Source organism: Microcoleus sp. CAWBG58 (assembly GCF_020883045.1).
In the GTDB taxonomy this organism is placed as follows: Bacteria; Cyanobacteriota; Cyanobacteriia; order Cyanobacteriales; family Microcoleaceae; genus Microcoleus.
In genome coordinates this window covers 142,497-167,598 of sequence record NZ_JAHRFA010000003.1, presented here as the reverse complement: position 1 = coordinate 167,598, position 25,102 = coordinate 142,497, and the positions used below count along the sequence as shown (strand labels likewise).

The following is a 25,102-nucleotide window of genomic DNA, read 5'->3' as shown; positions in this document are numbered from 1 at the left end:
GAGTTAGAAAAGGCAGTGGATTTGATTAACAATCGACCGAGGAAATCGCTTGACTATCGAACCCCTTTTGAAGTATTCTATGGACATACATCAGACACTGTTGCACTTCAGATTTGAATTGGCGGATTTTAACAATTAATTCGTATTGAATTGTGCTTTCCGCCATTGGTTGACCGTCGCTGGATGGATAAATTATTTCTGCGGTTGTGACTTGCATAGTTGTTGTCTCCGAGAAGTATCTAGGTTTAATTATACTATTTATTCAAGCGGTGTTTAAGATAACCAGGCGGTTGAAACCGCGTCTGTATAAACGAAGTGCGCGCAACGCGAGACTAAGATAGGGTGTGTATTTGTGATGCTGTAGGGGCGGGTTCGCCAACCATTTCTGCCAATAACTAACAATCTCAAAAACCCGCCCCCACCCAACGACAAATCCCTATCCTTCAATCAAGGCTTGAAACCGAGTATCAAATCGAATGCTGTCAAAATCCGAGTCAGTTTTTGCCATTTCGCGGTATTTGTCAGGATTCAGGGCGATCGCTTGCTGCAAATTCTGAATCGCTTGGTCAATCTGACTGTGTAACGCATAGCAGCAAGCTTTATTATAAAATGCAGCGTGTAAATCTGGTTTGAATTCTAAGGCTTTGTCGTAGGAGGCGATCGCTTCTTCCAGCCTGCCTAAATTACCCAGTGCATAGCCCCGATTGTACCAGGCTTCGTCTTTATCTGGTTTGAATTCTAAGGCTTTGTCGTAGGAGGCGATCGCTTCTTCTAGCCTGCCTAAATTACGCAGTGCAATGCCCCGATTGTACCAAGCTTTGTGTTGATCTGGTTTGAATTCTAAGGCTTTGTCGTAGGAGGCGATCGCTTCTTCTAGCCTGCCTAATTTACGCAGTGCAATGCCTAGATTGTACCAGGCTTCGTGTTTATCTGGTTTAATTTCTAAGGCTTTATCGTAGGAAGCGATCGCTTCTTCCAGCCTGCCTAAATTACCCAGTGCATTGCCCCGATTGTACCAGGCTTCGTGTAAATCAGGTTTGAATTCTAAGGCTTTGTCGTAGGAGGCGATCGCCCTTGCGTAATCTTCAGCAAAGCGATACAATAAAGCTTGTTCGTAAAACAACTCAGCTTTCTGTTCTGGTGTTTGCCCATCCTCATCAATTAAAGTTTGAAGCCTCACCAATTCGCGTTTCCGTGCTTCGGGAGTCAAAGCTATATAATCTCCTAAATTCCATCTTTCTGTACAAGCTTGCATTGATTCCAGTTGAAGCAACTCTTTATCCATCGAAAACTTAAATAAGCTCGATCGCCAATCAAAGAAATCCGGCGCGCGCTGGATCAAATAATCAACTGCAAAACTAGGTAAAATAAATACAAAACAAATATTAAAATTATCTCTAAATCTTTCCCGCTGCTGGTTGAGATTAATCAAAACAGGCGGCACACCCCGCCAACTATAAGAATAAATATCTTTGCTTTCCCATCCAAGTTCTTTCTTGTCTTGTTCGTATTTATAAAGTGAATATTCTAAGCCTGTCACAAACAAGATATTAATTTCATCTCGTTTTGGCAAATTGTCAATTATATTGTAAAAGTTATAAGCTGACTCATCCAGTTTTAAAATCTCAATCTTTTTCTGAGGGAAATCTGCTTTAACTTGCGCTATCAATCGTTCCCCCTCCGCCGGCACACACTCCACAAACAACAATCGGAAACCATTCGTCCGTTTGAGAGTGCGTAGGAGAGATTCATATTCTTCCTCTGCTGTTGCTGGCGGTAAATCGGCATCCCAATCAATTATTTCTGAAGTCATGGCTCAATTTCTGGAAGTTGTGCAAGACTATCTTGAAATTGCTTAATTCCTTTAATCAGCGGGTGAACGTCATGCCAATACTGGATTTCTCCTGCTTCATCAAAGTAACGGTATTCCAAAATACAGCGGTTAAACAATAACTTGCGGCATTCATCCTCATTTTTGATTTCTTTTGAGCGTGAAACCTCAGCTAAAATTTTCCATTCTTTATCGTTGACATTTCTGCGAAAAGGATCTCGTGCTTTTGTAATAGCTCTTTGCACGGCTTTTGGAGAAATAGGCAATTCTTCAGTACGCTGAATTGCTTCTTCCATTAACTGTAACATATTTCGGACATGACCGCCACTCATCAAGCAAATTTGATTGAGTATTTCTAGGTTTTCAAACAGTCCAGTTTCCAGAGACAAGTTGGGAGAAAAAGGGCTGACTCGTTTACAAATCAACTCTTTCATTTTATTCAATCCTGGTTCGTGGATATTGCCATCACGAGTTCGCACCATAATCATCGGCAAAATTTCAGTATTATCGTAATTGGAGGCTAACTCATTGGCACTATCGGAATACATCATGGAAATTGGTAAAGTATAGATAACATGACAATCTAATCCTTTAAGCTGTCCGCAGCGATTGATAAAAATATCATCATGATTGTTGCTTTCTCCAGATCCATTCAATAGCACAATTCTGTCTAAATTATCCACAATAACTGCTAGTTGAGTATAGCCTTGAGGCAGGTTTTCTTTGGCTCCAGCAATATATTCATTTAGCGCTTGAATTAAAGTTGTTGTGTGGGGGTTGATTTTACGGCGAATTTCTTGGCGCAAACTTGGTACAGCTTTAATATTTGCCGTGAGTTTGGCAAACAAAGTGATTTGAGATTCTAGACTGATAGAGTCAAGGTTTACCTCCATTTGTGCCAAATCTTTTAATTCATCTCCTCGACTTTTTACCCAATTTAATAAAGCTTGAGATTTAGAGTTTGAGCTAAGTTTTTTTAATAAATGTTTGGTACAAGCGAGGAGAATATCAGTATATTCAGTATCTTCTGGATCGATATCTTCTTCTTCGGCGGCGAAATAGACTACAAAACAACCTTTTGTTTGTAAATATTGTTGAAGTCGCAGCAATTCTGTTGACTTTCCAGCACCGCGATGCCCAGTATACAACTGACAAGTCATCCGTTCCGATCGCCGCTGAATTTTTATGCCCAAATCTTCTATGATATTCCCATCTCCTCGCGCTTCCTGACAGTCAACATACTGCGGATCTCCGGCGGGTAAAGGATAAAAGGGGTCAAAGGCATTGTAGAGTTTAGTTAGTAGTTTTTCGGATTCTTGACTCATAGTTATATCCTGTTTTTGATAACGATCGAGTAATGCGATCTAAATTCACCCACTTCGAGCAAAGAAACCGGGTTTTTACCGAATTTACCGACTACAATCAAAGTCTTTTCGTAAAAACCCGGTTTCTGAACCGCTCTTAGTCCGCGGAGGCGGACTTTGTTTTTGTAGAAGCGGTTTCAACCGCCGATTCAACCGCCGAATAATTGATGTTTAGGCTTGATATTTCTTCAGAATGGCGACTTTTTCGGGGTAGATGTCGATCGCCATTTTGTCATCAAATCGAGTCGCGAGCGATCGTCTCACTTCGCCCAAAAACAGCGGCTGAGACAATCCAGGCTCGGGATGTACCACCGTCCGAACCCGGATTGTCAGGTAATCTCTTCCACTTCCCGATCGCCCTGGAGAGTACAAATCCGCAGCCACTTGTCGCATTGTGGCTTCTAACTCGGAGTCGGTAATTGAAGGTGGCACGGTAACTACTGTTTGGGCGCCACCAGTATCGTAAACTAAAGAATAACGCACTGCACCGGGAATTTCTGTGCGCGAAAACAGTCCTAAACCGAGACCGAATATACTCAGAGCAATGACGGCCATAAAGCTGCTCACTCCTACCAGTCGGAAGCGAAAACTCCATTTGAAAATAAATGCTGCGATCGTTAAAACAAACAAGGCTGCTGTTAGAATTCCCGCCCATTGAGCGTACATTAAAAGGTTAGAATTTACGTTCATTTGTCAATTTGGTAATTTGGTAATTGGGCATTGGGCATTGGGCATTGGGCATTGGGCATTGGTCATCGAGCGTATCTAAGACTGTAACTACGAAATTATACTATATTTACGCTCCCGATAAATACGGAACCCAGGATCATAATCGCACTACATTATCATTCAGTTTTAACAATATTTGATATAACTCCTAACTAATGATTAATGATTGCTGTTTTGGAGCGGAGACAGCACTAATGACTAATGACTAATGACTAATGACTAATGACTAATGACTAATGACTAATGACTAATGACTAATGACTAATGACTAATAACTAATGACTAATGACTAATGACTAATTAACTCTTTCTGCCCACAAGCAGATAAGTCATCATATCGCCTTTTCCTTTCACAGAAATCACGCCGCGCTCCTCAAAAACATATTTATTCCGCAGGCGCTCGTAGGTGGCAACTGTCACCTGAATGCCGCCGGGAATGCCTTGAGATTCCATCCGCGAAGCTGTATTTACTGTGTCTCCCCACAAATCGTAAGTAAATTTTTTAGTGCCGATGACTCCGGCTTCTACGGGGCCTGTGTGGATGCCGATGCGGATGCTGAGCGGCTGTCCTCCCTTGGTGCGGATTGTCGCCATTGCTCCTAGGATGTCGATCGCCATTTCTGCAATGCTTTCGGCGTGGTTGTCGCTTACTTTTGGCAAACCGCCAACCACCATATAAGCATCGCCGATCGTCTTAATTTTCTCAAGTCCGTAGCGCTCGGCTAACTCGTCAAAAGCTGAAAAAATCTCGTTGAGCAATTCCACCAACTCCGCTGGCGACAAATGAGCCGAAAGCTTGGTAAAACCAACCAAATCGGCAAACATGACAGTAACTTCCGCGAAACTGTCGGCGATCGTATTTTCTCCTTCTTTGAGGCGCTGCGCGATCGGGCCTGGCAAAATATTCAGTAGCAAACGCTCGGACTTTTCCTTTTCCTCGGCCAACTCCCGCAGATAAGTTTGTTCCTTATCCCGCAGCCGCTTCTTTTCCAGACAGGCACTAATCCGAGCCTTGAGCAATACGGGATTGAAAGGTTTAGAAAGATAATCCTCCGCCCCCAATTCAATACAGCGGACAATACTGTCGATATCGTCCACCGCCGAAATCATAATCACTGGGATGTGGCGCAACTGCTCGTCTGCTTTCAGATGTTCCAGAACTTGATAGCCGTTCATTTGTGGCATCATAATGTCCAGGAGTACCAAATCAAAAGGCTCACTACGCATCAGTGCCATAGCTTGGAGACCATCTTCAGCAACAGTCACCGCGTGGCCTTGACGCTGAAGTCGGCGGGCCAGCAAATCGCGGTTTACCTCATTATCGTCAACAACCAGGACGCTGCCGTCGTCAGTTTTCATTGCATGGCCTCTTTCAGAAGCATTTCGATTTTACTCAAAAGTCGCGGAAATTCCACAGGTTTGGTGTCGTAATCGTCGCAGCCCGCCGCCAAACACTTTTCACGATCGCCCGCCATAGCGTTAGCCGTCAGCGCAATCACCGGAATCATTTTAGTTTCGGGATCCGCTTTAATTTGCTGCGTTGCTCGCCATCCGTCGAGCACCGGCAGGCTCATATCCATCAAAATCAAATCCGGTACTTTTGTCTTCGCCATCGATACCCCCTCAGCGCCATCAACAGCAATCGATACCTCATACCCTTTGCGGGCGAGGCGCCTCGAAAGCATATCCCTGTTCATTTCGTTATCTTCTACCAACAGGATTTTAGCCATTGCTTGCCGATACTTTTTTGCTAACGTTTGCTAACAAACACATAAGTTAAACAGCTAAAAAGCTTTTCAACCAAGGCGTATCAACCAATGCCCGAAGGAAAATCCCACGAGCACCATTTAGATCCCGGTTCATCTGATTTCCATCAGAATCTTTGATTGTTCTACTACCACCAATCTTTCTGACCTCTCCAGTCCATGAAACAGTCTTTGAAGTGTAAGCTTCATTAATAGAAGTTAAAGCAACTTTGCCCTGCTCCCAAGCTTTCCACTCTAGATGTTTTTTGAACTGATAATGACTCAGAGTCAGCATTTGACGAACAGTTTTAGAACGAATCTTGCGACGTGACTTGCTTACCATCTGAGAAGACTCAAACGATGGAAGTAAGATCGCGTCAAAATTATCAACTAAAAATTTAGCCGTCTTGTGATGCAACTCCTTGACCAGATGTTGAATCTTAGATTTTAATCTGTCCGCTGCTTTCCTGAATCTTTTGCGTTGCCGACTATTCGTTTTACTCATTCTTGAGATCAACTGATCTAACCGGAAACACAACTTTTGAATCAAAAGATTAGAATCGTTTCCAAGCCATCCATAAGAAGACTCAGAAAAGAAGGTCATGAACGTTCTAACGCCGGGGTCTAAGGCAACCACGCGACCTTGGTTATCGGTCTGGCGTGGCTGCACTTCTTCGGATACGACAATGTAATACTCACCATAGGCAAGCGTTAATCGTCCATCACTGAAGTCTTTGGGTAATGCCTCTTTCAGCTTTGCCTGACCCAATTTTGCATGGTAAATTCCTTTCAACCCAATTGCCGACTTCGGAATATAAAGAGATTGCTTTGTATCTTTTCGACTGCGAAATCGGCAACTACAAAATTTACCAGTTTTGTTGAAATCTGCTTTGGCTTTTTTGACAGCCGCGCAAGCATCTTTGATGGCAATCGATTTGATTTGAAACGGTACTGGTTTTGCCCAGTCAGGCAATCCATTGAGAATATCCGTTTTGATTGATATCCAATTGGCCTTAGTGCCAGGCTCCTGCAAGTATTTAATAGTTTTGTTGTAGACAAAACGACTTACGCCAAACCATTGTTTAAGTGTTGCTTTTTGTTCGGGCTTTAGGAATAGTCGGATCTTCTTTGATTTTCTGGCTATAGCTTCTAAGACCGTGCATTCGGCAAGACAAGACGTGAAGGATGGCAAGAAGATCGGCTGTGAGTTCGGATTCGCTCGCATGAACAGGATTTGAGAGAACCACGATTTCTCCACAGTTTTGTTTTGCCATAAACTCGAAAAATTCAAATCCCAATTGGCAGAGTCTGTCTCGAGTGGTAACAACAATCGTGAGCTGATCTGTGCGCATAAATCTGACCAGTATCGCTTACAGTCCTTTTCTTTTGAAGTTAAGTCCAGAGCCGAAGTTTTGGATGATTTCTGAGTCTGGATATCGCTGTCGCATGAATTCGACTTGTCTTTGGAGGTCATATTTTTGCTTGGCGCTACTTCCTTTGCAGTAACAGATGACTGAACAGACAGATCTATCGGATTGGTAGGATTCAACGTCGTCAAGGCGTTGTCCCGCTCCATTTTTGATTGATTTGATCTGCCCTTCATCTGCGTATTTCCTTAAAGTGTTTGGGTGCAAACTTAGAAATTCGACTGCTTTTCTAAGTGGTATGTATGCCATACCTCAAAGCTATTGCACTTGGTAGTATATGTCAATGATTGTTAGAAACTTAAACACTGTGGGTTAATCTCCTTGCCCAGAAAACACTCGGATTTTTTCTGTTGCTTGGTGAACTTCTGCAAAAAGGAGCAGGAAGAATCTTGTACATCTAAATCCAGTTTTTGGGATGGCGATGAGTTGCCTGTCTGCAATGCCAATAAGCCAGCTACTTATCAGTTTTCTGGTAGGCGACTTCAGCATGAATGGTATCAGAATAAAGAGGGACATTTGATTAATGCTAACGCACAAGGCGCGGCGAATATCGGACGCAAAATTGGGTTGACAGTTGACAGTTGACAGTTGGTAGGGGCGGTACCCCATGCGGGTACTCTTATATCGTGTCCGATCGATCGCAATAACTAAGGTTTGTAGTGTGGACTTTAGTCCGCAACATACTGCGGACTAAAGTCCACACTACGAACGGTTTTTGTGATGGTAATCGACCGGATGTGATATTACTGGTTGACAGTTGACTGCTTCAGAGTGACCTCTACCTTAAAGGAAGACTATTGGAGTAATAAATCGTCTAATTTTAATTTTTCCCTACAAGGGTTCCGGCTTTAAACCTATTCTTTTTGGTAAGCAAAATGGTTTTACTTGACTCTAAGCGAGGCTGCGAAAGCACAGCCTTTATGACTCAAAGTCTACCAAGGCTTTAATGTCTGAAGAATCCCGATCGATTTTACGGCAGGGACTCTCAAGTCATAGCCTCTTTTAGAAGCAATTCAATCTTACCCAACAGTCGGGGAAATTCGACCGGTTTGGTGTCGTAGTCGTCGCAGCCTGCTGCGATACACTTTTCACGATCGCCCGCCATTGCGTGAGCCGTTAGCGCAATCACCGGGATCGTTTTAGTTTGAGGAGCTGCCTTAATTTGCTGGGTTGCTTGCCAGCCGTCGAGCACTGGTAGACTCATATCCATCAGAATTAAATCCGGCACTTTGTCGAGGGCCATCGACACTCCCTCAGCACCGTCCACAGCAATAAAGACCTCGTGTCCCTTGCGGGCCAGACGCCTCGACAGCATATCCCTGTTCATTTCGTTATCTTCGACCAACAGGATTTTAGCCATTGGTGTTCTCCTTGCCTTTCGAGTCATACCTGCGATCGAGCCTGTCATTCACTATAGAACGAACATCGCGCAGCAAAGTATCGCAACTGTAGACTCCCTTTTGCAGAACCCGATCGACATAGCCGTTGAGTTGCTGACTTTCTGCGGTCGTCAGGTCTTTGGCGGTAATTACGACGATCGGTATAGGATCTTCAGAATGCGACTTGCGAAGTTCGGCGATTAACTCAAAACCATCCATTTCTGGCAGCATCAAATCCAGCAAAATCAATTGCGGGCGATCGACTTCTAGCTGTTCGAGAGCAGTGCGTCCGCTGTCAGCTTCCGCCACAGCCCAGCCTTGTTTTTCTAATATCCGCCGCAGTATTTTGCGGGTGGCATCGTCATCTTCCACAACTAATATCTGACAGGGCAAACTGTGAGCCGCAACGCCTTCTTGGTCGCGTCGGTACTTGTTCAACAAAGCAACCAGCCGTTTGCCGTCCACTGGTTTGGTGAGGTAGTCCGAAGCGCCCAATGCAAAGCCGAGGCTTTTGTTGCCAACAAAGGATAGCAGGATTACGGGAATTTCGGCAAGGTCAGGATCTGCCTTCAGGGCGGAAAGCACCGCCCAGCCGTCCATTCCGGGCATGATCACGTCGAGGGTAATGGCGTCTGGCCGCAGTTGCTTCGCCAGCCTGAGGGCTTCCTCGCCGTTACCTGCGACTTCTATGTGCAGTCCTTGGCGAGCGAGGGCGCGCTCGATCAAATCCTGGGAGATGGGGTCATCGTCAACTACCAGCACCGTGCCGACAGCAGGTGCGTCCGCAGTCCTAGTGCTGTCGCCGACTTTGTTGGGGATTTCCGGTTCTTTGATGGCGCTGGGCAAGAGTACGGTGAAAGTAGTCCCTGTGCCCAACGTGCTGCTTGCCTCAATGCTGCCGCCCATCATCTGGCAGAAGCGCTGGCTGATAGCTAGTCCCAAACCGGTGCCGCCATACTGCTTGGTAGTTGAGGCGTCAGCTTGGGTAAAAGGTTGGAAAACTCGCTGCAATTGATCTTTTGTCATGCCGATGCCGGTGTCGGTGACGCGAAAACTTAAAAATTCTGAGTTAGAAATTAAAATTTGGGCAGATTCCTCTTGATTTTTCATTCTTAATTGTTCATTGGTAATTCTTTCAACTCCGATCGCAATTTTCCCGTTTTTGGTGAACTTCGCAGCGTTGCTGAGTAGGTTCAGCAGCACTTGCCGGACTTTGGTCATATCGGCGTGCATCGTATCTAGATTTTCTGGACAGTAGACTTCTACCGTGTTGCCGTTTTTTTCCACTAGCGGCTTCGCTGTCTCCACAGCACTTTCAATCAAGGCATGAATGTCGAAGTTTTCTAAGTAGAGATCCATTCGACCTGCTTCAATTTTAGAGATATCTAGGATGTCATCGATCATCGATAACAGGTGTTTGCCTGCGCCGCGAATTTTTTCGAGATCTGGGACGAAGGTTTCATCGCCGGAGTCTTCGGCTTCTTCTTGGAGCATTTCGCTGTAGCCGATGATGGCATTCAGGGGCGTCCGCAGTTCGTGGCTCATGTTGGCGAGAAATGTACTTTTTGCCCTGTTGGCGGATTCTGCTGCTTCTAGGGCCGACTGCATGGCGGATTCTGCAAGTTTGCGATGGGTGATGTCGGTGACAGTGCCTTCAAAGTACAAAATGCTGCCGCTTTCGTCGCAGACGCTGCGGGCGTTTTCGGAAATCCAGATCGTGCTACCGTCCCGGCGGTATATTTGGGATTCAAATTTTGATACTTGGTGGCGCGCGGCCAATTGGGCTATAAACTCAGCGCGCCGGTTGGAGTCAACGTAAAGTTGGCTGCTGATGTTTGCTAGTTCGCCGACCATTTGGGTTACTGTTTCGTAGCCGTAAATCCCCGCTAGTGCTGGGTTGGCGGTGAGGTAACGTCCGTCTGGGGTGGTCTGGAAGATGCCTTCGACTGCGTTTTCAAAGATGCTGCGGTATTTGGTTTCGGCTGCTCTCAAAGCTGTTTGGGCCCGCTGCCTTTCTAGGGCATGGGCGAGCATTTCTCCTACGATTTTTAGAGGAGTTGATATTTCGGTCGATCGACTCGCAGCAGGTTTGTAACTGTCGCATCCGAGAAATCCTAGTAGGTTTTCACTGCAAATTAGGGGAATCACGATTAGCGATCGCAGATTTTTTTGAGGTTTGTTTAATTTGGTTTCGTCCGAATGTGCGATCGTACCTGCGGAAGCGGTTGCTGTTTCCGATGAGGAGTTTGTCAGGAATGTTGCTGAATTTTGGCCTGTCAACCAAGCTATTTCGGCTTGATTTGGGGGCGGGAGTTCGCGGATTTCTCTGATGTGCAGGCATTCGGCGCGATCGAGCTTTTCTGCAATCCAAGGGATTTGGGCGATGTCTATTTGTTGGGGGGCGCGGTCTTTAATTTGGGTCGGAACACCCTCGGCGCACCATTCGTAGGTTTTGTGAGCGCGAGTTTTGTCTGCCGATAACAAGTATATGTAACTGCGGTCGCAGCGGCTGAACTGGGCGATTGCTTGGAGAGTGCGATCGAACCCTTCATCTATGTCCGCTCCGGGCACAGCGATCGCATAGGTTGACAAAGTAGCAATCAACGCCTCAAATTCTACTCGCTCGCCGAAAGATTCTGCTATTTTTTGGCGATCGGTAACGTCTCGAAAGCTCCATATTCTGCCAACTGTGTTTGCTCCAACTTTTGATGGCAGTGAATTTAATTCGATAATTCTTCCGTCTTTAAATTCTAATAAGTCGCTAATTTTCGCATCTGGTTGGGCCGACACTTGCATCGCGCGATCGAGAAATCTTTGGGGGTCTTTTAATTGTTCCCTAGCGAAGGGGAATTCTGTGGCGATGTTTTTTTCACTATTGCCTGCGGGCGATCGGCTCAACTTTCCTGCTACTTGAGACAAACCCCACATCTCGACAAATTTCTGATTGTAATTGCATACATTGCCTTTGGTGTCAACCGCGATAATTCCCGCATCTGTTGAGTCTAGAACGGCTTGCAGCATCGAGATCTGCTGGTGTTCTCCCTGCTCAAAAAATACCAAGACTGATATTTCGCCACCCTCAATTACAGGATTGAAAAAATAGGAAACTGGTAAAATTTTCCCGTCGCTACATAGAAACTCCTCGTCCCAATTGCTACAAGGTTGACGGTTGGCGATCGCCTCTTGTAAAGATAGTGTATGTGCGATCGCCCCATCTTCATTTTTGTGTTTTTTTTGTTTCCGATCCTGCAAAACTGGGGATTTTTTGCCTTGCTTTTGCTGGGGGTCAATGCGCTTTAGCAGCGAAATACCTGCAAGTTCCGACTCTCGCCACCCCAACAAGCGTTCGGCTGCTGGATTCACCGAGATGATCGACCCCTTGCCGTCAAGGATACACAATCCCACCCCCAAACTGTTGACGGTCGATCGCAGTCGATCGAATTCTGAAGCGGTTGGAGAGTCTTGAGGGGATGGTGACGAAGAGGCAAAATCCTTTAGTACCGAGGGTTGCTCCTGACTGGGAGCGCCGTCGTAGCTACAACTTACCTGCTCTAAGAATAGCTGCCACTGCTCGGCAGTGGGAGGGGGAGACTCGCCGGCTAAACCGAGCTGTTCGAGTTGGCGCTGGAGGTAGGGATGCATAATTTCTGGCGCTTTGTAGGCAACTTTTTACAGTATATATTTTTAATTAATAGTATATATGTGCAGCTATCTAGTGACTGGAAGAATACGCAATCTAACTCTATCACAGGTTCTATCGAGAACCATAGCTGTCATCTGCGTTATCCAAAATCTTTTAAATCGCCCTAAGTTATATTTAGTCTAAAAAAATTACATCGTCAACAAACCCATGCTCTAAATGTCTGCCACCTACTTAAAAATTGTATCATATTATCACAGTGAACTGACGCTGACAACCTCGGTTTCTGCCAGAACTAGGTTTTTTGAGCCACCAAAAACTGATAAAGTCCGAGGTACTCCTGTCGTGGAGAGATCAAAATTTTATACTCCTGTTCCTGCTCCCAGATTCATCTGTACAGTAAATCTCAAATTTCAAGTCTCAAATCGACTGACTGCTCGACTCAGGTGAAGCAACCGGGTTTTGGGAGCGAGAGCGTGTCATTAATAAAATTGGCAGCAGCCAACAACAACTCACAAAATTTCTTATCGATCATACTTTTCCGGGAAAAATAAAATTTAGTTGATGATAGCTGGCAGCCGAATTGTAAAAGTAGAACCTTTTTCCAACTCGCTGGAAGCGGTAATATCTCCGCCCATCATTTCGCAGAACTTCTTAGTAATCGTCAGCCCCAAACCAGTGCCGCCGAACTTCTTAGTAGTTGAGGAATCGGCTTGGGTGAAAGGCTCGAAGATTTTGACTAACTGTTCGGAACTCATGCCAATACCAGTATCTTTGACTGTAAAAACAATCCAATCTTGAGAGGCAGACCAGGAATACGAGCTATTTTCTAAGGGGTTAAGTCCTCTATAGGCTCCTTGTTTTTTGCGTCTCTGGGCAGCCTCGGCGGGGGTTTCGGGGCAGCGGGTAACGGTGAGACTAATCGCGCCGGAGAAAGTAAACTTCGAGGCATTGCTGAGGAGGTTGAGCAAGGACTGGCGGAGTTTAGTTAAGTCGCTCTGCATCGAGCCAATATCCTCAGGGCATTGTATTTCTAAGATATTGCTATTTTTGTTTGCCATCGGCGCGATCGTGCCGACAACTTGCTGCACCAGATTTAAAATGGTGAAGGTTTCGATGTGCAAGTCGATGTGACCTGCTTCAATTTTAGTGAAGTCGAGAATATCTTTAATCAGCCCTAGCAAGTGCTGGCCGGCAGTGTTAATTTTTTGGAGGTCGTCGATGAACTCTTCGGCATCGAGGTCTCGGGCATCTTCTTGCAGGAGTTCGCTGTAGCCGATGATCGCATTGAGGGGGGTTCTGAGTTCGTGACTCATGTTGGCGAGAAAGATGGTTTTAGATCGATTGGCAGTTTCGGCTGCTAATGCGGCGCGACGGAATTCTTCGGAACGCAACCGTTCGGTGATGTCGCTGGTCATGATTAAAACGCACTGAGTGCTGCCGAGGTCGATGAGTTCCCCTGACAGCAGCCAGTCGCGCACTTCGCCGGCTTTGGTGCGAATTTTGATTTCTTGGTTGCCGATCGAATTTTCTTCCCGCAACACGTTGGCTAGCCGTCGCTCGTCTTCTGAATTGACCCACATTCCTAAATCGGTGGGGGTGCGGCCGATACATTCCTCCCGCAACCAGCCTAAGGATCGCAAAAAGCTGTCGTTGGCATCGAGGAAGCGGGCGTCTGTGAGGGTGCAGATGCCGATCCCAACAGGAGAAGCGTGAAAAGCCTTGGAAAATCTTTCTTCTGAAGAATGCAGGGCGGCTTCGGCCCGCTTTCTATCTGTGATGTCTTGGACGGTGCTGGTGATGTAGAGGGAGTTGATGGCGGCTTGTTCGCAGACTGTGCGGCTCCTCCCGTCGGGTAGTAGCAGCCTGTAGTCGATGCTGTAAGGCTGTTGCTGAAATATAGCAGCTTCGATCGACCTTTTGACCAATTCTCTATCTTCGGGATGCACGTATTTCAAGAAGGCTTCGAGGCTGGGATCGAAAGTTCCCGGGCGTTCTCCCAGGATGCGATAAATTTCTTCTGACCAACGCAATTGCTCCGTGTTGCGATCTAAGTCCCAGTTACCTAGCTGGGCGATGCGCTGGGCGTTGGCGAGGCTGGCTTCGCTGGCGCGCAGGGAGACTTCTGCTTGGTGGCGTTCGGCGACGGTGGCGGCTAAGACTAGGCCGGTAACGGCGATGACGGCGATGAAGGCTTGCAGGGATAACAGTGCTTGGGGGATGCTGCTGGCGTGTTTGAGAAAGGGGCCACTGCCCCTGGCGATGCCCCAGATGGCAAAGCCGCAGAGGATGAAGTTGGCGAGGGCTGTGTAGCGCTGGCCGAATCGAAAGGCAGCCCAAACTACTAGGGGAAATGGTAAGTATTCTAGGGGATAGCGAGCGTAGGCCGCGCGGGTGCGGGAACAGAAGACGAGCCAGCCGATTGCTAGCAGCAGCAGCAGCCAAATAATTCGTTCAACTATCTGTTTGCGATGGGTTGGGATTTTCGGTAATTTGTGCCATGTCAGCAGCAGCGGGGCGACGAGCAAAATTCCCATCGCGTCTCCTACCCACCAAGTCCCCCAAATCGTCCCAAAATTGTTCCAGCTAGAGAAACCGCTCACGCACACGATGATACTGCCGATGGTGGAGTTGATTAGGGTAGATGCTAAGGCTGCTAGTCCGACTATTCCTAAAACGTCTTTGAGTCGATCGAGTCCGGCGCTAAAGTTAATGCGCTGTAGCAGATAAGTTCCCGTCCACGCTTGCAGGGCTCTGGCGCCCGCTGAGATCAAAGCAGTGCCGATGCTGGCCGCCGGTGCGCTCATGATGAACAGGAAGGCGCCGATCGCAATTCCCGGCCACAGTTGCCGCCCAAACAGCAGCAGAGCGACTTGAGCAATTCCTGCTGCTGGCCACATGGGGTAAATTTCTGAACTCAGGGTGAGGGTGGCAATGGCGAATTGCGATGCCAAATAGTAGATCAGGGCGATCGCGCCTACTGCCAAGAAGTACCGCCAGGAATGTCCTTTGATTGCGTTAAAGAACTTTTTCTGCATTGTCGTTTAGGGAAAAGGTGGATGCTGGTTTTGGTATCAGTAGGTAGCACGGGACAGGCACGGGGTAGGAAAAATCTGTCTGTTAGGCGATCGTAGGTCATGGGTGGTAGCTAAGCGAAGAACTTGTTGAGATAACTTTTGTGGCGCCTTTGAGGTTGCGGTTTTTTGGGCTGTGCGGCGGATAGGATCTGGGCATCAATTTCGGGAGCATCCCTTGTTTGCCAATATATCTGTGATGGCTAAGCATTCGGTTTGTTAATTTTTGGTTTTTGCTAAATATTTATACCGAGCGACTGCGGGTGTCTGTTCGTGTCGGGCGATCGCAACTCTATTAACTCTAACATCTTGCACCGCCATCAATAATATCTAACGAACCGATAACTCCCGCGCAACATCTGACCTTTCAGGTAAGTGCGGGGCAAGCAACTCGGTTTCTGATTGTAAGTGCAGGTTGGAATGATTTTCATAAAATTTTCAACCAATTAATCTAGTTGATCGAGCCTTCAAGGCTGTCATTGCATACAGTGAAAGCGGATAATTTACATCAAAAAACATTTTCTCTTTTTCAGGGATTGTTGCCAGAGAGCGATCGTCTAATTTCATTAATTATTAATCGTCATTTGTCTTATTAATGACCAATGACTAATGACTAATGATAATTCGCTTGACAGTTGACAGTTGACAGTTGACAGTTGACAGTTGACAGTTAACGGTTAACGGTTGACAGTTGACAGTTGACAGTTAATTACCGATTACTAATGACCAATGACTAATGACCAATGACCAATGACTAATGACCAATGACCAATGACCAATGCCCAATGCCCAATAACCAATAACCAATAACCAATAACCAATCTCACTTTGCAATATCTAAGGTTAATTTCAAACGGTCTTGAGCTTCTTTAAGAGCCTCTTGGGGGTTGCGGCCCAGAAGAGTTGCTTCTATGGCACGGCCAAGATTTTCTGACAGGCGAGAGTAACCAGAGATAATTGGGCGCGATCGGGCTGAGTTCATTTGTTCTAAAAATACTCCCAAAACAGGATTTTTTTTCACAAAACTTTGATAAGTTCGGCTCTCTCTCGATTTTAAGTTAATTGGTAAGTAACCTGTACCCAAGGCCCAGGCAGTTTGGAATTCTTCGCCAAGAACGTATTCTAGGAATTCAAGGGCTGCTTTTTCGCGGTTTGGGGAGGTTTTCATTAAAAATAGGTTTTCACCCCCAACAACAGTGGCGGAGCGCTTGAGGGCAGGTATAGGCATCACTGCGTAGTCGATCGCACTTTGCTGCAATTGTGCTAGAGTCCACGGCCCGGTGATTTGCATTGCGACTTTACCGGCGATAAAGTTCTCTAGTTCGTAACCGCGTTCCGGTGCTGATAATATTCCTGAACCTTCTGTTAGCAAGTCTTTCCACAATTCCAAGGCGGCGAGAGAACCCGGATTGTCTATTTGGGGTACGGGAGTTTGAGATGTTTCTCTCAGGAGTTCGCCGCCTGCGCTGAACATGAATGGCAGCCAGGTGAATACTGTCCATTCTCCTTTGCCTAGGGGGATCACTATGCCGTGTCGATCTGTGCCTCCGTCTCCGTTGGTGTCTCTTGTGAGCGATCGGGCTGTTTGCTTTAATTCTTGCCAATTCTGCGGCACTTGTTTAATTCCTGCTGCTGCAAACAAGCTGGGACGGTAAAATATTCCTGTATTGTTGGTGGCGAGGGGAATTGACCAAGTGTGTCCGCCGAGTTCCATTGACTCGAACAGTGAGGGGTCGATTTCGCCTTTGATGGGGGATTTGTCGAGCCATTTTTCTAGCGGTTGAATTGCTTGGAGTTCTGCTAGTTTGCCTGCCATTGTGGCAGCATTCCACAACAAGTCTGGCGGTGCATTTCCTACTATTGAGGTGAGAATTTTTGGCAGTTGTTGGTCGGGCTGGCCGATGTAAATTTGTTCGACTTGGATGTGGGGATGTGTTTGGTTGAATTTGTCGGTGAGAGTTTTAAATGCATCGCGATTGGGTGGGGGATTGATTCCATGCCAAAGCGTTAACTTAATTTAATCGCTATTTTTGGGAATATTTTGACAACCGTTTAACAGTAGTAGATTTAAGGCAAGTAAAATGCAGGCAACTCGTTTGACTTGCATTTTAAGTGCTTTGAGAAGTTTTGATAAAATAATTTTTTAGTTGTACTTAGAGGGAAGAATTTTTTTGGGCAAGCGCAGATGGACGCGTTCATCAGTTGACAGTTGACAGTTGACAGTTGACAGTTGATAGTTGACAGTTGATAGTTGATAGTTGATAGTTGACGGTTGATAGTTGATAGTTGATAGTTGATAGTTGACGGTTGATAGTTGATAGTTGATAGTTGATAGTTGACAGCTATAGCTTTTATCAAAAAGATGAGGTATAACTAACAGCTAATATAACCACTTAAACGTATAGGGCTGAAGCCCAACAACGTACCTTATCTTTTTCCGTCGATAGAAGAGGATTGAAGCCATGAATCATTTTGTTTGATTTCCCCAGTTTAGGGGGAGGCTTCAGACTCAATCTTCGGGCGTGAGAGGTGGGTGAAACTGGTTAAATCGAAGAAGTCTGGGGGAGTTGATTTGTCTCTCCTTTGGAGGTATTTTGAAACAAAATTGTGAAAGATCCGCCTCCTATAGTGGTTGTCAAAAAAGTGATGTATGCCCTATGCCCTATGCCCTATGCCCTATGCCCTATGCCCTATGCCCTATGCCCTATGCCCTATGCCCTATGCCCTATGCCCTATGCCCTATGCCCATGAGTACCTCATCTTTTTGAGAAAGGCTATAGTGTATCTTGCGGGCAGATCCGATCGCAAGGAATTGCTGTCAGGTGCGATCGATATTTTGCTAAGTCAGGCTTTTCGACGCGCGCGAATCCGGGAATTCGGTTAATAGCCATTGGCGGACTTGTTCGTGATGAATATATTACCAGAAAGAATTGGTTGAAAGCCCGCCCGCCTTCGAGGGATAAATTAAGATCGGACTATTCATTACTCCAATCCTCTTCGTTCTAGGTAGAGGTTAACTGTCAACTGTCAACTGTCAACTGTCAACTGTGGTTGTGCGATATCTGCCAACAAGCTGCGACTGGCTAGCTGCCGCATATTCAAGGATTTTTTCATGTTTTGGCAGATATAGCCTTTCTCAAAAAGATGAGGTATGACTGATACCTTACATAACCAGTTCAACTAAGAGGGCTAAAGCCCAACAACGTACCTCGTCTTTCTGAGAAGCGCTATATGATAAAATTGACATGGCCAGTAAAATTGGTGAGTCAGATGACAACTTTTAGTGTAGAACAGTTAGATTTAACTTTGGAAGAATGGATGCAAAATCCTCCTGATGGGACGGAGTGGGCAGATGGTAAAGTTATAGTCAAACATCCTGTAGAATTTGTCAATGGAGAAGTAGTAGGGAAACCGGGAATGACTGCAAAGACTCGCCGCATTCAATCAAAGCTCGATTATTACTGGAGAAGTTACATGATCTCAAGCGCTCAAGGGGGCGAGGTTTATGTGGAAGTAACTTGTCAAACTTTGAAAAAAGGGCGAATACCTGATGTATCTTATATTACTCCTGAACTGTTGGCGCAAGTTGGAGAGTTTTCAGTTTTGCCGCAGAGTTTTCCGCTGCTAGCTGAGATTGTTTCGCCTAACGATTTTGCTGATGATGTTTTTGCAAAAGCCCAGGAGTATTTAGAGTCTGGTTGTTTGGAAGTTTGGCTGCTATTTCCGAAGAGTAGTTGGGTGTTAGTAATTACTCAAGGTGAGACAGTTTTATTTAAGCCTGGTGAGGTGGCGAAGACTCAGCTTGTGTTGCCCGGTTTTAGCGTGGCGGTAGATGAGTTAATGGCGTAGTTTTGTGGTTATTATTATAAAAACTAACTAAAAATCGATGAAAATTGTTTTTTTTGGCACTCCTGAATTTGCTGTTCCTACTTTATCCAGTTTGCTGAGTCATCCAGAATTTGAGGTTGTGGGTGTGGTGACTCAGCCGGATAAGCGCCGGGGAAGGGGGAATAAATTGATGCCTTCACCTGTAAAAGATGTGGCTTTAAATCACAGTCTTCCGGTTTGGCAGCCGCGCCGAATTAAGAAGGATGCGGAAACGGTTGCTAAGTTGCGGGAAGCGGAGGCTGATGTGTTTGTGGTGGTGGCTTACGGCCAAATTATTTCTCAAGAAATTCTGGATATTCCTAGTTTGGCTTGCGTTAATGTTCACGGTTCAATTTTGCCGAAGTATCGCGGGGCGGCGCCAATTCAGCGGTGTCTTTTTGATGGGGAAAAGGCTACTGGAATTACTACTATGCTGATGGATGCTGGCATGGATACTGGGGCGATGCTTTTGAAGGCTTTTGCGGGAATTACGCTGTTGGATAATGCTGATTCTTTGGGCGACAGGTTGGCGGAACTTGGAGCGGATTTATTGGTGGAAACTTTGATAAAATTGAGGGATGGGGAAATTAAACCGGTTGTTCAGCATGAGGATGAGGCGACTTATGCACCGATGATTAAGGCGGCTGATTTTGTGCTGGATTGGTCGAAAAGTGCGATCGCCCTTCACAATCAAGTTAGGGGTTTTTTCCCGGATTGCACTACGACTTTTCGCGGTAATTCCCTGAAGGTAATCGCAACTGTGCCGGTGGGCCCGGAATATTGGCTGCAATTACCGCCGGAGTTGAGGGTTTTGGAACGGGAATGGCCTGTTTTGTCACAGTTGTCGGGCGGAAGTGGGGAGGTTGTGAAGGTTGTAAAGGGCTGTGGGGCGATCGTCCAAACTGGCGATGGTTTGCTATTATTGCGGGAGGTGCAGTTGGCTGGTAAAAAAGTTCAGTCTGGCGTGGATTTTGCCAATGGTACTCGGTTGGCTGCGGGTGAGGTTTTTGGGAAAGTTGAAGCTACGGATTAGATATAACCTGGAAAGGTTGATTTATTTTTTCCCAGTGTTGAATGGCGGTGTAGAGTTGTGTCAGACGGAAATGAGAAGACTCGTAAGCAAGTCTGAGGTCTTTTTCTAGTACATCTGGCTCAACTTGCTTGGAGTTGCACGTGCCTAGGGCTTTACAAAGTGCGATCTGCAAAATAGCAATCATATCGTGACCGCAACAAATATACCATATATCTTGAGCATCTGTTTTTAAGCTATCCATCTTTGCTCTAATTTCTTGTTCGTCAAGTCCTTGCTTTTGAGATTTATTTTTCACAGTTTGAATCAACTCCGATTTTAATGCCAATGTTTCCTTATCTATAAATTTATCAAAGTCTAAACCTTCAAATTTTAAACAATAGTTAAACTTCAGCGAAGCCCATCGCAAATAACCGATAGCTTTGGCACTCTCTAATAAAGTCTGACGGATATCTTGAGCAAAACTCTCAATTTTTTTTGCTGAACCGTGTTCCGAAAGCACCTTTTCAAGTGCTGGCGACTTCAGCAGCATAGTTTCCAAATCGTGAGTATCTGTGAACAGCAAATTTGGACTGAGTGGAACACTTCCTTCTAGTATATCAAAATCCGCATCAACCACAGCTAAAACACCAGGAAAGTTACCTTGTTCAAGTATATTTAGCACAGCAACAGCATTGTTTTTGTTATGGGCATTTTCTACACGACACTTTGTCGAGTCTACCAAATTCTTCCATACCCGCGAATCTGTGTCTCCCTCAGCGATTAGAAAAGAATGTTCAGTATATTGAGCTCGATCTCGCAGCAGGCGGATTTGGTTAGCAATGAAGTTAGGGGTAATGTATTCTCTCATTCAACTGGTCCTTTTAACCCCACTGTCAAATCCCATCTATCGTCTATAATACTTGGAGAGTGAGTAGCTAACAACACGTCAAAGTTTGCCAGTTTGATGATTGCTTGCAAATCTTTGAGAAACTCGATTTGCCACGCTACGTGCAGCGAAATTTCTGGTTCGTCAATCAGAACGAGCGAGTTAGGTTTAACTTTGAATAACAACTCATAAAGTATCACTAATTCGTGCTGTTCCCCCGAAGATAAGTCGTTAGGTGACAAAGGCTTACCATCGGGAGTTGTAAATATAAAACCCTCGTCTTTGTCTATCCTGAGATTTTTATAAAGAAATCTCTGTTTAATAATTATTTGAAATAGTTCTATTTTAGTTACGAGTTCGTTAAAAATTGTATTCTTTGTCTCTACATCTTTTACATAAAAGTATAAAATATTTTTAGTTGTTTCATCAATATTTGGCTGTACTTGAAAATCAGGAGTTTCATCTTTGTCTAAAAGACCAGCTTTTATTAGACGAGAACGTTGTTCTTCAATTTCATTGAATTTATTTCGCAATGTTTCTTCTGTGAAATCTGAGGGTGCTTTGTCATTAACAACTCTTGCCGGAAAAGTTCTGTCAAGAGATTGAGACAATGTAGCGTATTCAGCTAGTTTTGTTTGAATATTTTTTGCCAGTTCTTTAGAATAAGTATCAACAGACAAAATCATTGATGGGGGTTCCCAACCTACCCATCCTTGAGGGAAAGCTGAGAGATATGACAAACGTTGAGATTCTATCAAACTAACCTGGAATTGTTTTTTTAATTCTGACAGCCACTTGGATTCTTTTTTGACAATTTCTAAATCTGCATCTTGTAATTTATCGGAACGTTTAAGAGTATCTTCTAACGGCATAGTTCCTGTTCCTATTGCTACCCCTAGTTGTTTCATCATTATATTCATCTTTTTTTGCATAAAAGTTAACTCGTTAATCTTATCGTCAAGAATACTTGTTAAATTTCGGGATGATGTTGGTATTTTATCTGATTTTAATTCACCGTCACAACCCCAAAAATCCAAGGTTAATTGTTGATGTTTTTTATCATCACTGGATGGAAGGACTGATTTAGTTATTTGCAGGTGACTGCAATCATCAAAATTTACTATAAATTCGGCAAAAGGAATACTGAATAATTCAGAATATTGGGAATTAAAAAATCCATTAATCAACCTGAGTAAGGCTGTTTTACCAACTCCATTCGGTCCGTGAATAATCGTGATTCTATCTTCCATGTTGAGCGAAACTGGATGGTTAAATACTCCAAAAAGTTTGGTGACAGAAATCTTATTGATTCTCATTTTTACCTCTAGTTATATCAAATCTGTTAATATCGGAATTATTCATCTCTCTCTCTCTTCTCTTCCTCTGTGTTCTCTGCGTTCTCTGCGGTTAAATCATTCCGGTACAGCCATAATTGATATATAGCGTTTATCAAAAAGATGTAAGAGGGCTGAAGCCCAACAACGTACCTCATCCTGAGAATTGAGATAACTTACTAGAATTCGACTAAAGCTTCTTCTTCAACTCCTAACAAATCCCGTGCGGCTTCTAGCATACTGTCAGTAAGATCTTTCAAATCTTCGCGACTTGCCAGATAAGTTTTTAAAGCATCTAAAGGTTCTATACTGTTGTTAGCATTTAATTCTGGCAACCGCGGCCTTGCTAGCTGACTGACTAATTCCGGCTGAATTGTGTAGCTGTGGGCTGCGCCGAGAAGTGCGTGCAATTCGGCGTTGTCTATTAAGTCTAATTGTTCCGATCGCAATTGGTAGATCAATCTGACGACAGCATCTTGGATTTCCTTCTTCCCAATGGCTTTCACCAACTCGGTTTGCGGGTTTTCCGATTCGGAAACATTCACCTTAATCGTCTGAAACACCCGCACCGGCAAAGTGCAAAATTCCCACTCAGCTTTCCCCCTTTCCAAATTAACCAACACAAAGCCTTTGTCTTCTTTCTCTTCGCTAAAGTCAACTCGTTCGATGCTTCCGGGATAAATTACGGGCGGATTGTTGTTGGCGTTGAGATTTTGGTGTTTGTGGACGTGACCGAGGGCAACGTAGTCGAAACAAGGGCGTGTTAGCATGGCAACGGGTATGTTAAAGCCTTTGCCGACTGCTAAAAAACGCTCTGCACCCAGGCTTGCTTTATCTGCCATTAAGTGCGCTAATAGTACGGTGGGGATATTTGGATCGAGGCGCCGGATTTCGCCTTCCATGGCGATCGTCAGTTTTTCGGTTAATAATTGGTTAACGTCGCCTACAGAAAGGCTTTCAGTCTCCGATCGCGTCATTAAGGTCGATCGCGTCAACCAAGGCAGCGTAACCACCTGTACGGGCCCGCTGCGGGTGTGTATGAGGTGCGTGTCGAGGCGATCGCCTACAATAAACTTAGGTATTCCCAAAGTCCTATAAATTCCCAAACTCGCGCCGCCTTGTCCCTGGGAATGTTGGTCGTGATTTCCTACTAGCAAAACCGTCGGAATTTGCGCTTCTACTAAGCGGCTGAATTGGCTCGCAAAAGCCTCCTTAACAAACGGTGGCGGCGTCGAATCCGGGAAAGCATCCCCGCCGAATATGACTAAATCTACGGGTTCAGAAATTGCTCTATCCATACATTTACTTAGCGTCGCCGCGAAGTCTTCCAGCCGCGTATTTAACCCGGTTTCTGGATTGACGCGGCCGTGGGAAAAGCCGCTGCCCATGTGAATGTCTGAAAGGTGTAAAATTTTAATCATTGTTTTCTTTGTGAGTTGTCATTTAGGTTTGTAGTGAGGACTTCAGTCCTTCTTTCACTTCCGAGGAAGGACTAAAGTCCTCACTACGAACCTGGTTTGTAGTGAGGACTTCAGTCCTCTATTTACCAGGTATTTTATGTCTGAAAGGTATAAAGTTTTAATCATTATTTTTTAGTGTGTGAGTTGTCATTTAGGTTTGTAGTGAGGACTTCAGTCCTTCTTTCACTTCCGAGGAAGGACTAAAGTCCTCACTACGAACCTGGTTTGCCGTAAGGACTTCAGTCCTCTCTTTGCCAGATATTTTATGTGTTTCTAGGTACTAATTTGACGCTGCGCCGGTGCGGATTGATGCGTTTTTCGATCGCAAATACTGCCTTTTCTTCCTCAAAGCCGATTTCGTGAAACTCTGCAAACAAATATTCTAACTCAATTTTGGCGATCGCAGTTTCCAGCCACTTATCAAAGGAATCGCATTCAATACTTCTGAAAGGTTCGCCTTGGCACTCGAAACTGATGATTTGTCCGGGAATACCGCCGAAACAGCCCTGTGTATCCACAACCCGCAGCCACAAATTATCTACTTTCATAAACGGAATCCATGCTTTGTTCCAATATTCTCCGGGCTGCCATTCTTGAAAATTAATTTGACTGTGGGCGTCCCAAAATTTTTTCTCATTGGTAATTGATGCCAAAGATAAAATACTCCTGCCGTGTTCAAAAGGCAACAGCCACTGATTTTCTGAACTCTCGTAAGCCGAACCGTTATACCAGCGATAAAAATCATAAAATGTTTCGGGCAGCGATTGTTGATAACGTTTTTTAAATAAGTCGATTTCTGTTTCGATGGCACCGGAATTTAGCAAGTTAAGTGCCTCTGGACAGCAGCGTTTTAAGGTTTGTCCGAAGGTACGAACCAAAGGATTTCGGGGTTGAAAAAAATCTTTCATATTTCATCATATAATACCTGGAACTTTTTGATAAATTTGGGCAATCGGGCAGCGAAAATTTATACTTTTCAAGGTGAGGACTTAATTTAGGTTCGTAGTGAGGACTTCAGTCCTTCTTTGGATTCTGAAGAAGGACTAAAGTCCTCACTACGAACCAGGTTTAAGATTTTTGTAAAGTACAGAGGATCTGTTTTCATATTTCATCATATAATACCTGGAACTTTTTGATAAATTTGGGCAATCGGGCAGCGAAAGTTTATACTTTTCAAGGTGAGGACTTAATTTAGGTTCGTAGTGAGGACTTCAGTCCTTCTTTGGATTCTAAAGAAGGACTAAAGTCCTCACTACGAACCAGGTTTAAGATTTTTGTAAAGTACAGAGGATCTGCTTTCATATTTCATCATATAATACCTGGAACTTTTTGATAAATTTGGGCAATCGGGCAG

At 44.9% G+C, this 25,102-nt stretch carries 18 protein-coding genes and 1 pseudogene; 4 read left to right on the top strand and 15 right to left on the bottom strand.

Going from position 1 to position 25,102, the window contains the following annotated elements; genetic code table 11:
* Nucleotides 1-117, top strand: a pseudogene (locus QZ918_RS02080) (IS30 family transposase); the annotation flags it as partial.
* A 319-nt stretch (nucleotides 118-436) separates the two neighbouring features.
* Here the strand turns inward: QZ918_RS02080 and QZ918_RS02075 are convergent.
* The 6 genes from QZ918_RS02075 to QZ918_RS02050 all read right to left on the bottom strand — a co-directional run bounded on the left by QZ918_RS02075 (nucleotide 437) and on the right by QZ918_RS02050 (nucleotide 7,272).
* On the bottom strand, nucleotides 437-1,813 hold the full coding sequence (locus QZ918_RS02075; RefSeq protein ID WP_293330454.1) for a tetratricopeptide repeat protein: 1,377 nt from the start codon (nucleotides 1,811-1,813) through the stop codon (nucleotides 437-439).
* The gene (locus QZ918_RS02070; RefSeq protein WP_293330451.1) at nucleotides 1,810-3,156 is read right to left on the bottom strand and encodes an ATP-binding protein; all 1,347 of its coding nucleotides are present in this window, start codon (nucleotides 3,154-3,156) and stop codon (nucleotides 1,810-1,812) included. The genes QZ918_RS02075 and QZ918_RS02070 overlap by 4 nt, the downstream gene beginning before the upstream one ends.
* Nucleotides 3,157-3,366: 210 nt before the next feature.
* Nucleotides 3,367-3,885: a Ycf51 family protein gene (locus QZ918_RS02065; protein ID WP_293330448.1), complete on the bottom strand. Its 519-nt coding sequence runs from the start codon at nucleotides 3,883-3,885 to the stop codon at nucleotides 3,367-3,369.
* 339 nt (nucleotides 3,886-4,224) lie between these two features.
* A complete protein-coding gene (locus QZ918_RS02060; protein WP_293330445.1) occupies nucleotides 4,225-5,283 on the bottom strand; it encodes an adenylate/guanylate cyclase domain-containing protein in 1,059 nt (352 codons plus the stop codon).
* On the bottom strand, nucleotides 5,280-5,654 hold the full coding sequence (locus QZ918_RS02055) for a response regulator (protein ID WP_293151691.1): 375 nt from the start codon (nucleotides 5,652-5,654) through the stop codon (nucleotides 5,280-5,282). Before QZ918_RS02055 ends, QZ918_RS02060 begins: the two co-directional genes overlap by 4 nt.
* A 46-nt stretch (nucleotides 5,655-5,700) precedes the next feature.
* Nucleotides 5,701-7,272, bottom strand: coding sequence for an RNA-guided endonuclease InsQ/TnpB family protein (locus QZ918_RS02050; RefSeq protein ID WP_293330442.1), 1,572 nt, complete (start codon nucleotides 7,270-7,272; stop codon nucleotides 5,701-5,703).
* A 181-nt stretch (nucleotides 7,273-7,453) separates the two neighbouring features.
* Here QZ918_RS02050 and QZ918_RS02045 point away from each other — a divergent pair, with 181 nt between their 5' ends.
* On the top strand, nucleotides 7,454-7,681 hold the full coding sequence (locus tag QZ918_RS02045; RefSeq protein WP_293330439.1) for a hypothetical protein: 228 nt from the start codon (nucleotides 7,454-7,456) through the stop codon (nucleotides 7,679-7,681).
* 400 nt (nucleotides 7,682-8,081) lie between these two features.
* Here the strand turns inward: QZ918_RS02045 and QZ918_RS02040 are convergent, their stop codons facing one another.
* The 5 genes from QZ918_RS02040 to QZ918_RS02020 form a co-directional block, all read right to left on the bottom strand.
* Nucleotides 8,082-8,456 (bottom strand): response regulator, encoded by a 375-nt coding sequence (locus tag QZ918_RS02040; protein ID WP_293151805.1) that lies wholly within the window; start codon nucleotides 8,454-8,456, stop codon nucleotides 8,082-8,084.
* Nucleotides 8,449-12,117 carry a response regulator gene (locus QZ918_RS02035; protein WP_293330436.1) on the bottom strand — a complete coding sequence of 1,223 codons (3,669 nt, stop codon included), beginning with the start codon at nucleotides 12,115-12,117 and terminating at the stop codon, nucleotides 8,449-8,451. Before QZ918_RS02035 ends, QZ918_RS02040 begins: the two co-directional genes overlap by 8 nt.
* Before the next feature lie 555 nt (nucleotides 12,118-12,672).
* A complete protein-coding gene (locus QZ918_RS02030) occupies nucleotides 12,673-15,153 on the bottom strand; it encodes an MASE1 domain-containing protein (protein ID WP_293330433.1) in 2,481 nt (826 codons plus the stop codon).
* Nucleotides 15,154-16,012: 859 nt separating this feature from the next.
* Complete coding sequence (locus tag QZ918_RS02025) at nucleotides 16,013-17,182, bottom strand: ABC transporter substrate-binding protein (RefSeq protein ID WP_293330466.1); 1,170 nt, start codon at nucleotides 17,180-17,182, stop codon at nucleotides 16,013-16,015.
* Nucleotides 17,183-17,256: 74 nt separating this feature from the next.
* A complete protein-coding gene (locus QZ918_RS02020; protein ID WP_293330430.1) occupies nucleotides 17,257-17,547 on the bottom strand; it encodes a hypothetical protein in 291 nt (96 codons plus the stop codon).
* 873 nt (nucleotides 17,548-18,420) lie between these two features.
* Here QZ918_RS02020 and QZ918_RS02015 point away from each other — a divergent pair.
* Nucleotides 18,421-19,038, top strand: a complete 618-nt coding sequence (locus QZ918_RS02015; RefSeq protein ID WP_367275170.1) for a Uma2 family endonuclease — start codon at nucleotides 18,421-18,423, stop codon at nucleotides 19,036-19,038.
* Nucleotides 19,039-19,075: 37 nt separating this feature from the next.
* Nucleotides 19,076-20,089: a methionyl-tRNA formyltransferase gene (gene fmt / locus QZ918_RS02010; RefSeq protein WP_293330428.1), complete on the top strand. Its 1,014-nt coding sequence runs from the start codon at nucleotides 19,076-19,078 to the stop codon at nucleotides 20,087-20,089.
* Here fmt and QZ918_RS02005 read toward each other — a convergent pair.
* The 4 genes from QZ918_RS02005 to QZ918_RS01990 all read right to left on the bottom strand — a co-directional run bounded on the left by QZ918_RS02005 (nucleotide 20,079) and on the right by QZ918_RS01990 (nucleotide 24,656).
* Nucleotides 20,079-20,936, bottom strand: coding sequence for a DUF4435 domain-containing protein (locus QZ918_RS02005; protein ID WP_293330426.1), 858 nt, complete (start codon nucleotides 20,934-20,936; stop codon nucleotides 20,079-20,081). The genes fmt and QZ918_RS02005 overlap by 11 nt on opposite strands.
* The gene (locus QZ918_RS02000; protein ID WP_293330424.1) at nucleotides 20,933-22,270 is read right to left on the bottom strand and encodes an AAA family ATPase; all 1,338 of its coding nucleotides are present in this window, start codon (nucleotides 22,268-22,270) and stop codon (nucleotides 20,933-20,935) included. The genes QZ918_RS02005 and QZ918_RS02000 overlap by 4 nt, the downstream gene beginning before the upstream one ends.
* 197 nt (nucleotides 22,271-22,467) lie before the next feature.
* On the bottom strand, nucleotides 22,468-23,709 hold the full coding sequence (gene sbcD, locus QZ918_RS01995; protein WP_293330422.1) for an exonuclease subunit SbcD: 1,242 nt from the start codon (nucleotides 23,707-23,709) through the stop codon (nucleotides 22,468-22,470).
* A gap of 302 nt (nucleotides 23,710-24,011) precedes the next feature.
* Nucleotides 24,012-24,656 (bottom strand): SMI1/KNR4 family protein, encoded by a 645-nt coding sequence (locus tag QZ918_RS01990; RefSeq protein ID WP_293330420.1) that lies wholly within the window; start codon nucleotides 24,654-24,656, stop codon nucleotides 24,012-24,014.
* Nucleotides 24,657-25,102: the final 446 nt, after the last annotated feature.

What these genes read in the sequence shown, in the direction of transcription:
- QZ918_RS02075 (WP_293330454.1), bottom strand. Translation starts at nt 1,813, where the DNA reads ATGACTTCAGAAATAATTGATTGGGATGCCGATTTACCGCCAGCAACA.
- QZ918_RS02070 (WP_293330451.1), bottom strand. Translation starts at nt 3,156, where the DNA reads ATGAGTCAAGAATCCGAAAAACTACTAACTAAACTCTACAATGCCTTT.
- QZ918_RS02065 (WP_293330448.1), bottom strand. Translation starts at nt 3,885, where the DNA reads ATGAACGTAAATTCTAACCTTTTAATGTACGCTCAATGGGCGGGAATT.
- QZ918_RS02060 (WP_293330445.1), bottom strand. Translation starts at nt 5,283, where the DNA reads ATGAAAACTGACGACGGCAGCGTCCTGGTTGTTGACGATAATGAGGTA.
- QZ918_RS02055 (WP_293151691.1), bottom strand. Translation starts at nt 5,654, where the DNA reads ATGGCTAAAATCCTGTTGGTAGAAGATAACGAAATGAACAGGGATATG.
- QZ918_RS02050 (WP_293330442.1), bottom strand. Translation starts at nt 7,272, where the DNA reads ATGAAGGGCAGATCAAATCAATCAAAAATGGAGCGGGACAACGCCTTG.
- QZ918_RS02040 (WP_293151805.1), bottom strand. Translation starts at nt 8,456, where the DNA reads ATGGCTAAAATCCTGTTGGTCGAAGATAACGAAATGAACAGGGATATG.
- QZ918_RS02035 (WP_293330436.1), bottom strand. Translation starts at nt 12,117, where the DNA reads ATGCATCCCTACCTCCAGCGCCAACTCGAACAGCTCGGTTTAGCCGGC.
- QZ918_RS02030 (WP_293330433.1), bottom strand. Translation starts at nt 15,153, where the DNA reads ATGCAGAAAAAGTTCTTTAACGCAATCAAAGGACATTCCTGGCGGTAC.
- QZ918_RS02015 (WP_367275170.1), top strand. Translation starts at nt 18,421, where the DNA reads ATGATAAAATTGACATGGCCAGTAAAATTGGTGAGTCAGATGACAACT.
- fmt (WP_293330428.1), top strand. Translation starts at nt 19,076, where the DNA reads ATGAAAATTGTTTTTTTTGGCACTCCTGAATTTGCTGTTCCTACTTTA.
- QZ918_RS02005 (WP_293330426.1), bottom strand. Translation starts at nt 20,936, where the DNA reads ATGAGAGAATACATTACCCCTAACTTCATTGCTAACCAAATCCGCCTG.
- QZ918_RS02000 (WP_293330424.1), bottom strand. Translation starts at nt 22,270, where the DNA reads ATGAGAATCAATAAGATTTCTGTCACCAAACTTTTTGGAGTATTTAAC.
- sbcD (WP_293330422.1), bottom strand. Translation starts at nt 23,709, where the DNA reads ATGATTAAAATTTTACACCTTTCAGACATTCACATGGGCAGCGGCTTT.
- QZ918_RS01990 (WP_293330420.1), bottom strand. Translation starts at nt 24,656, where the DNA reads ATGAAAGATTTTTTTCAACCCCGAAATCCTTTGGTTCGTACCTTCGGA.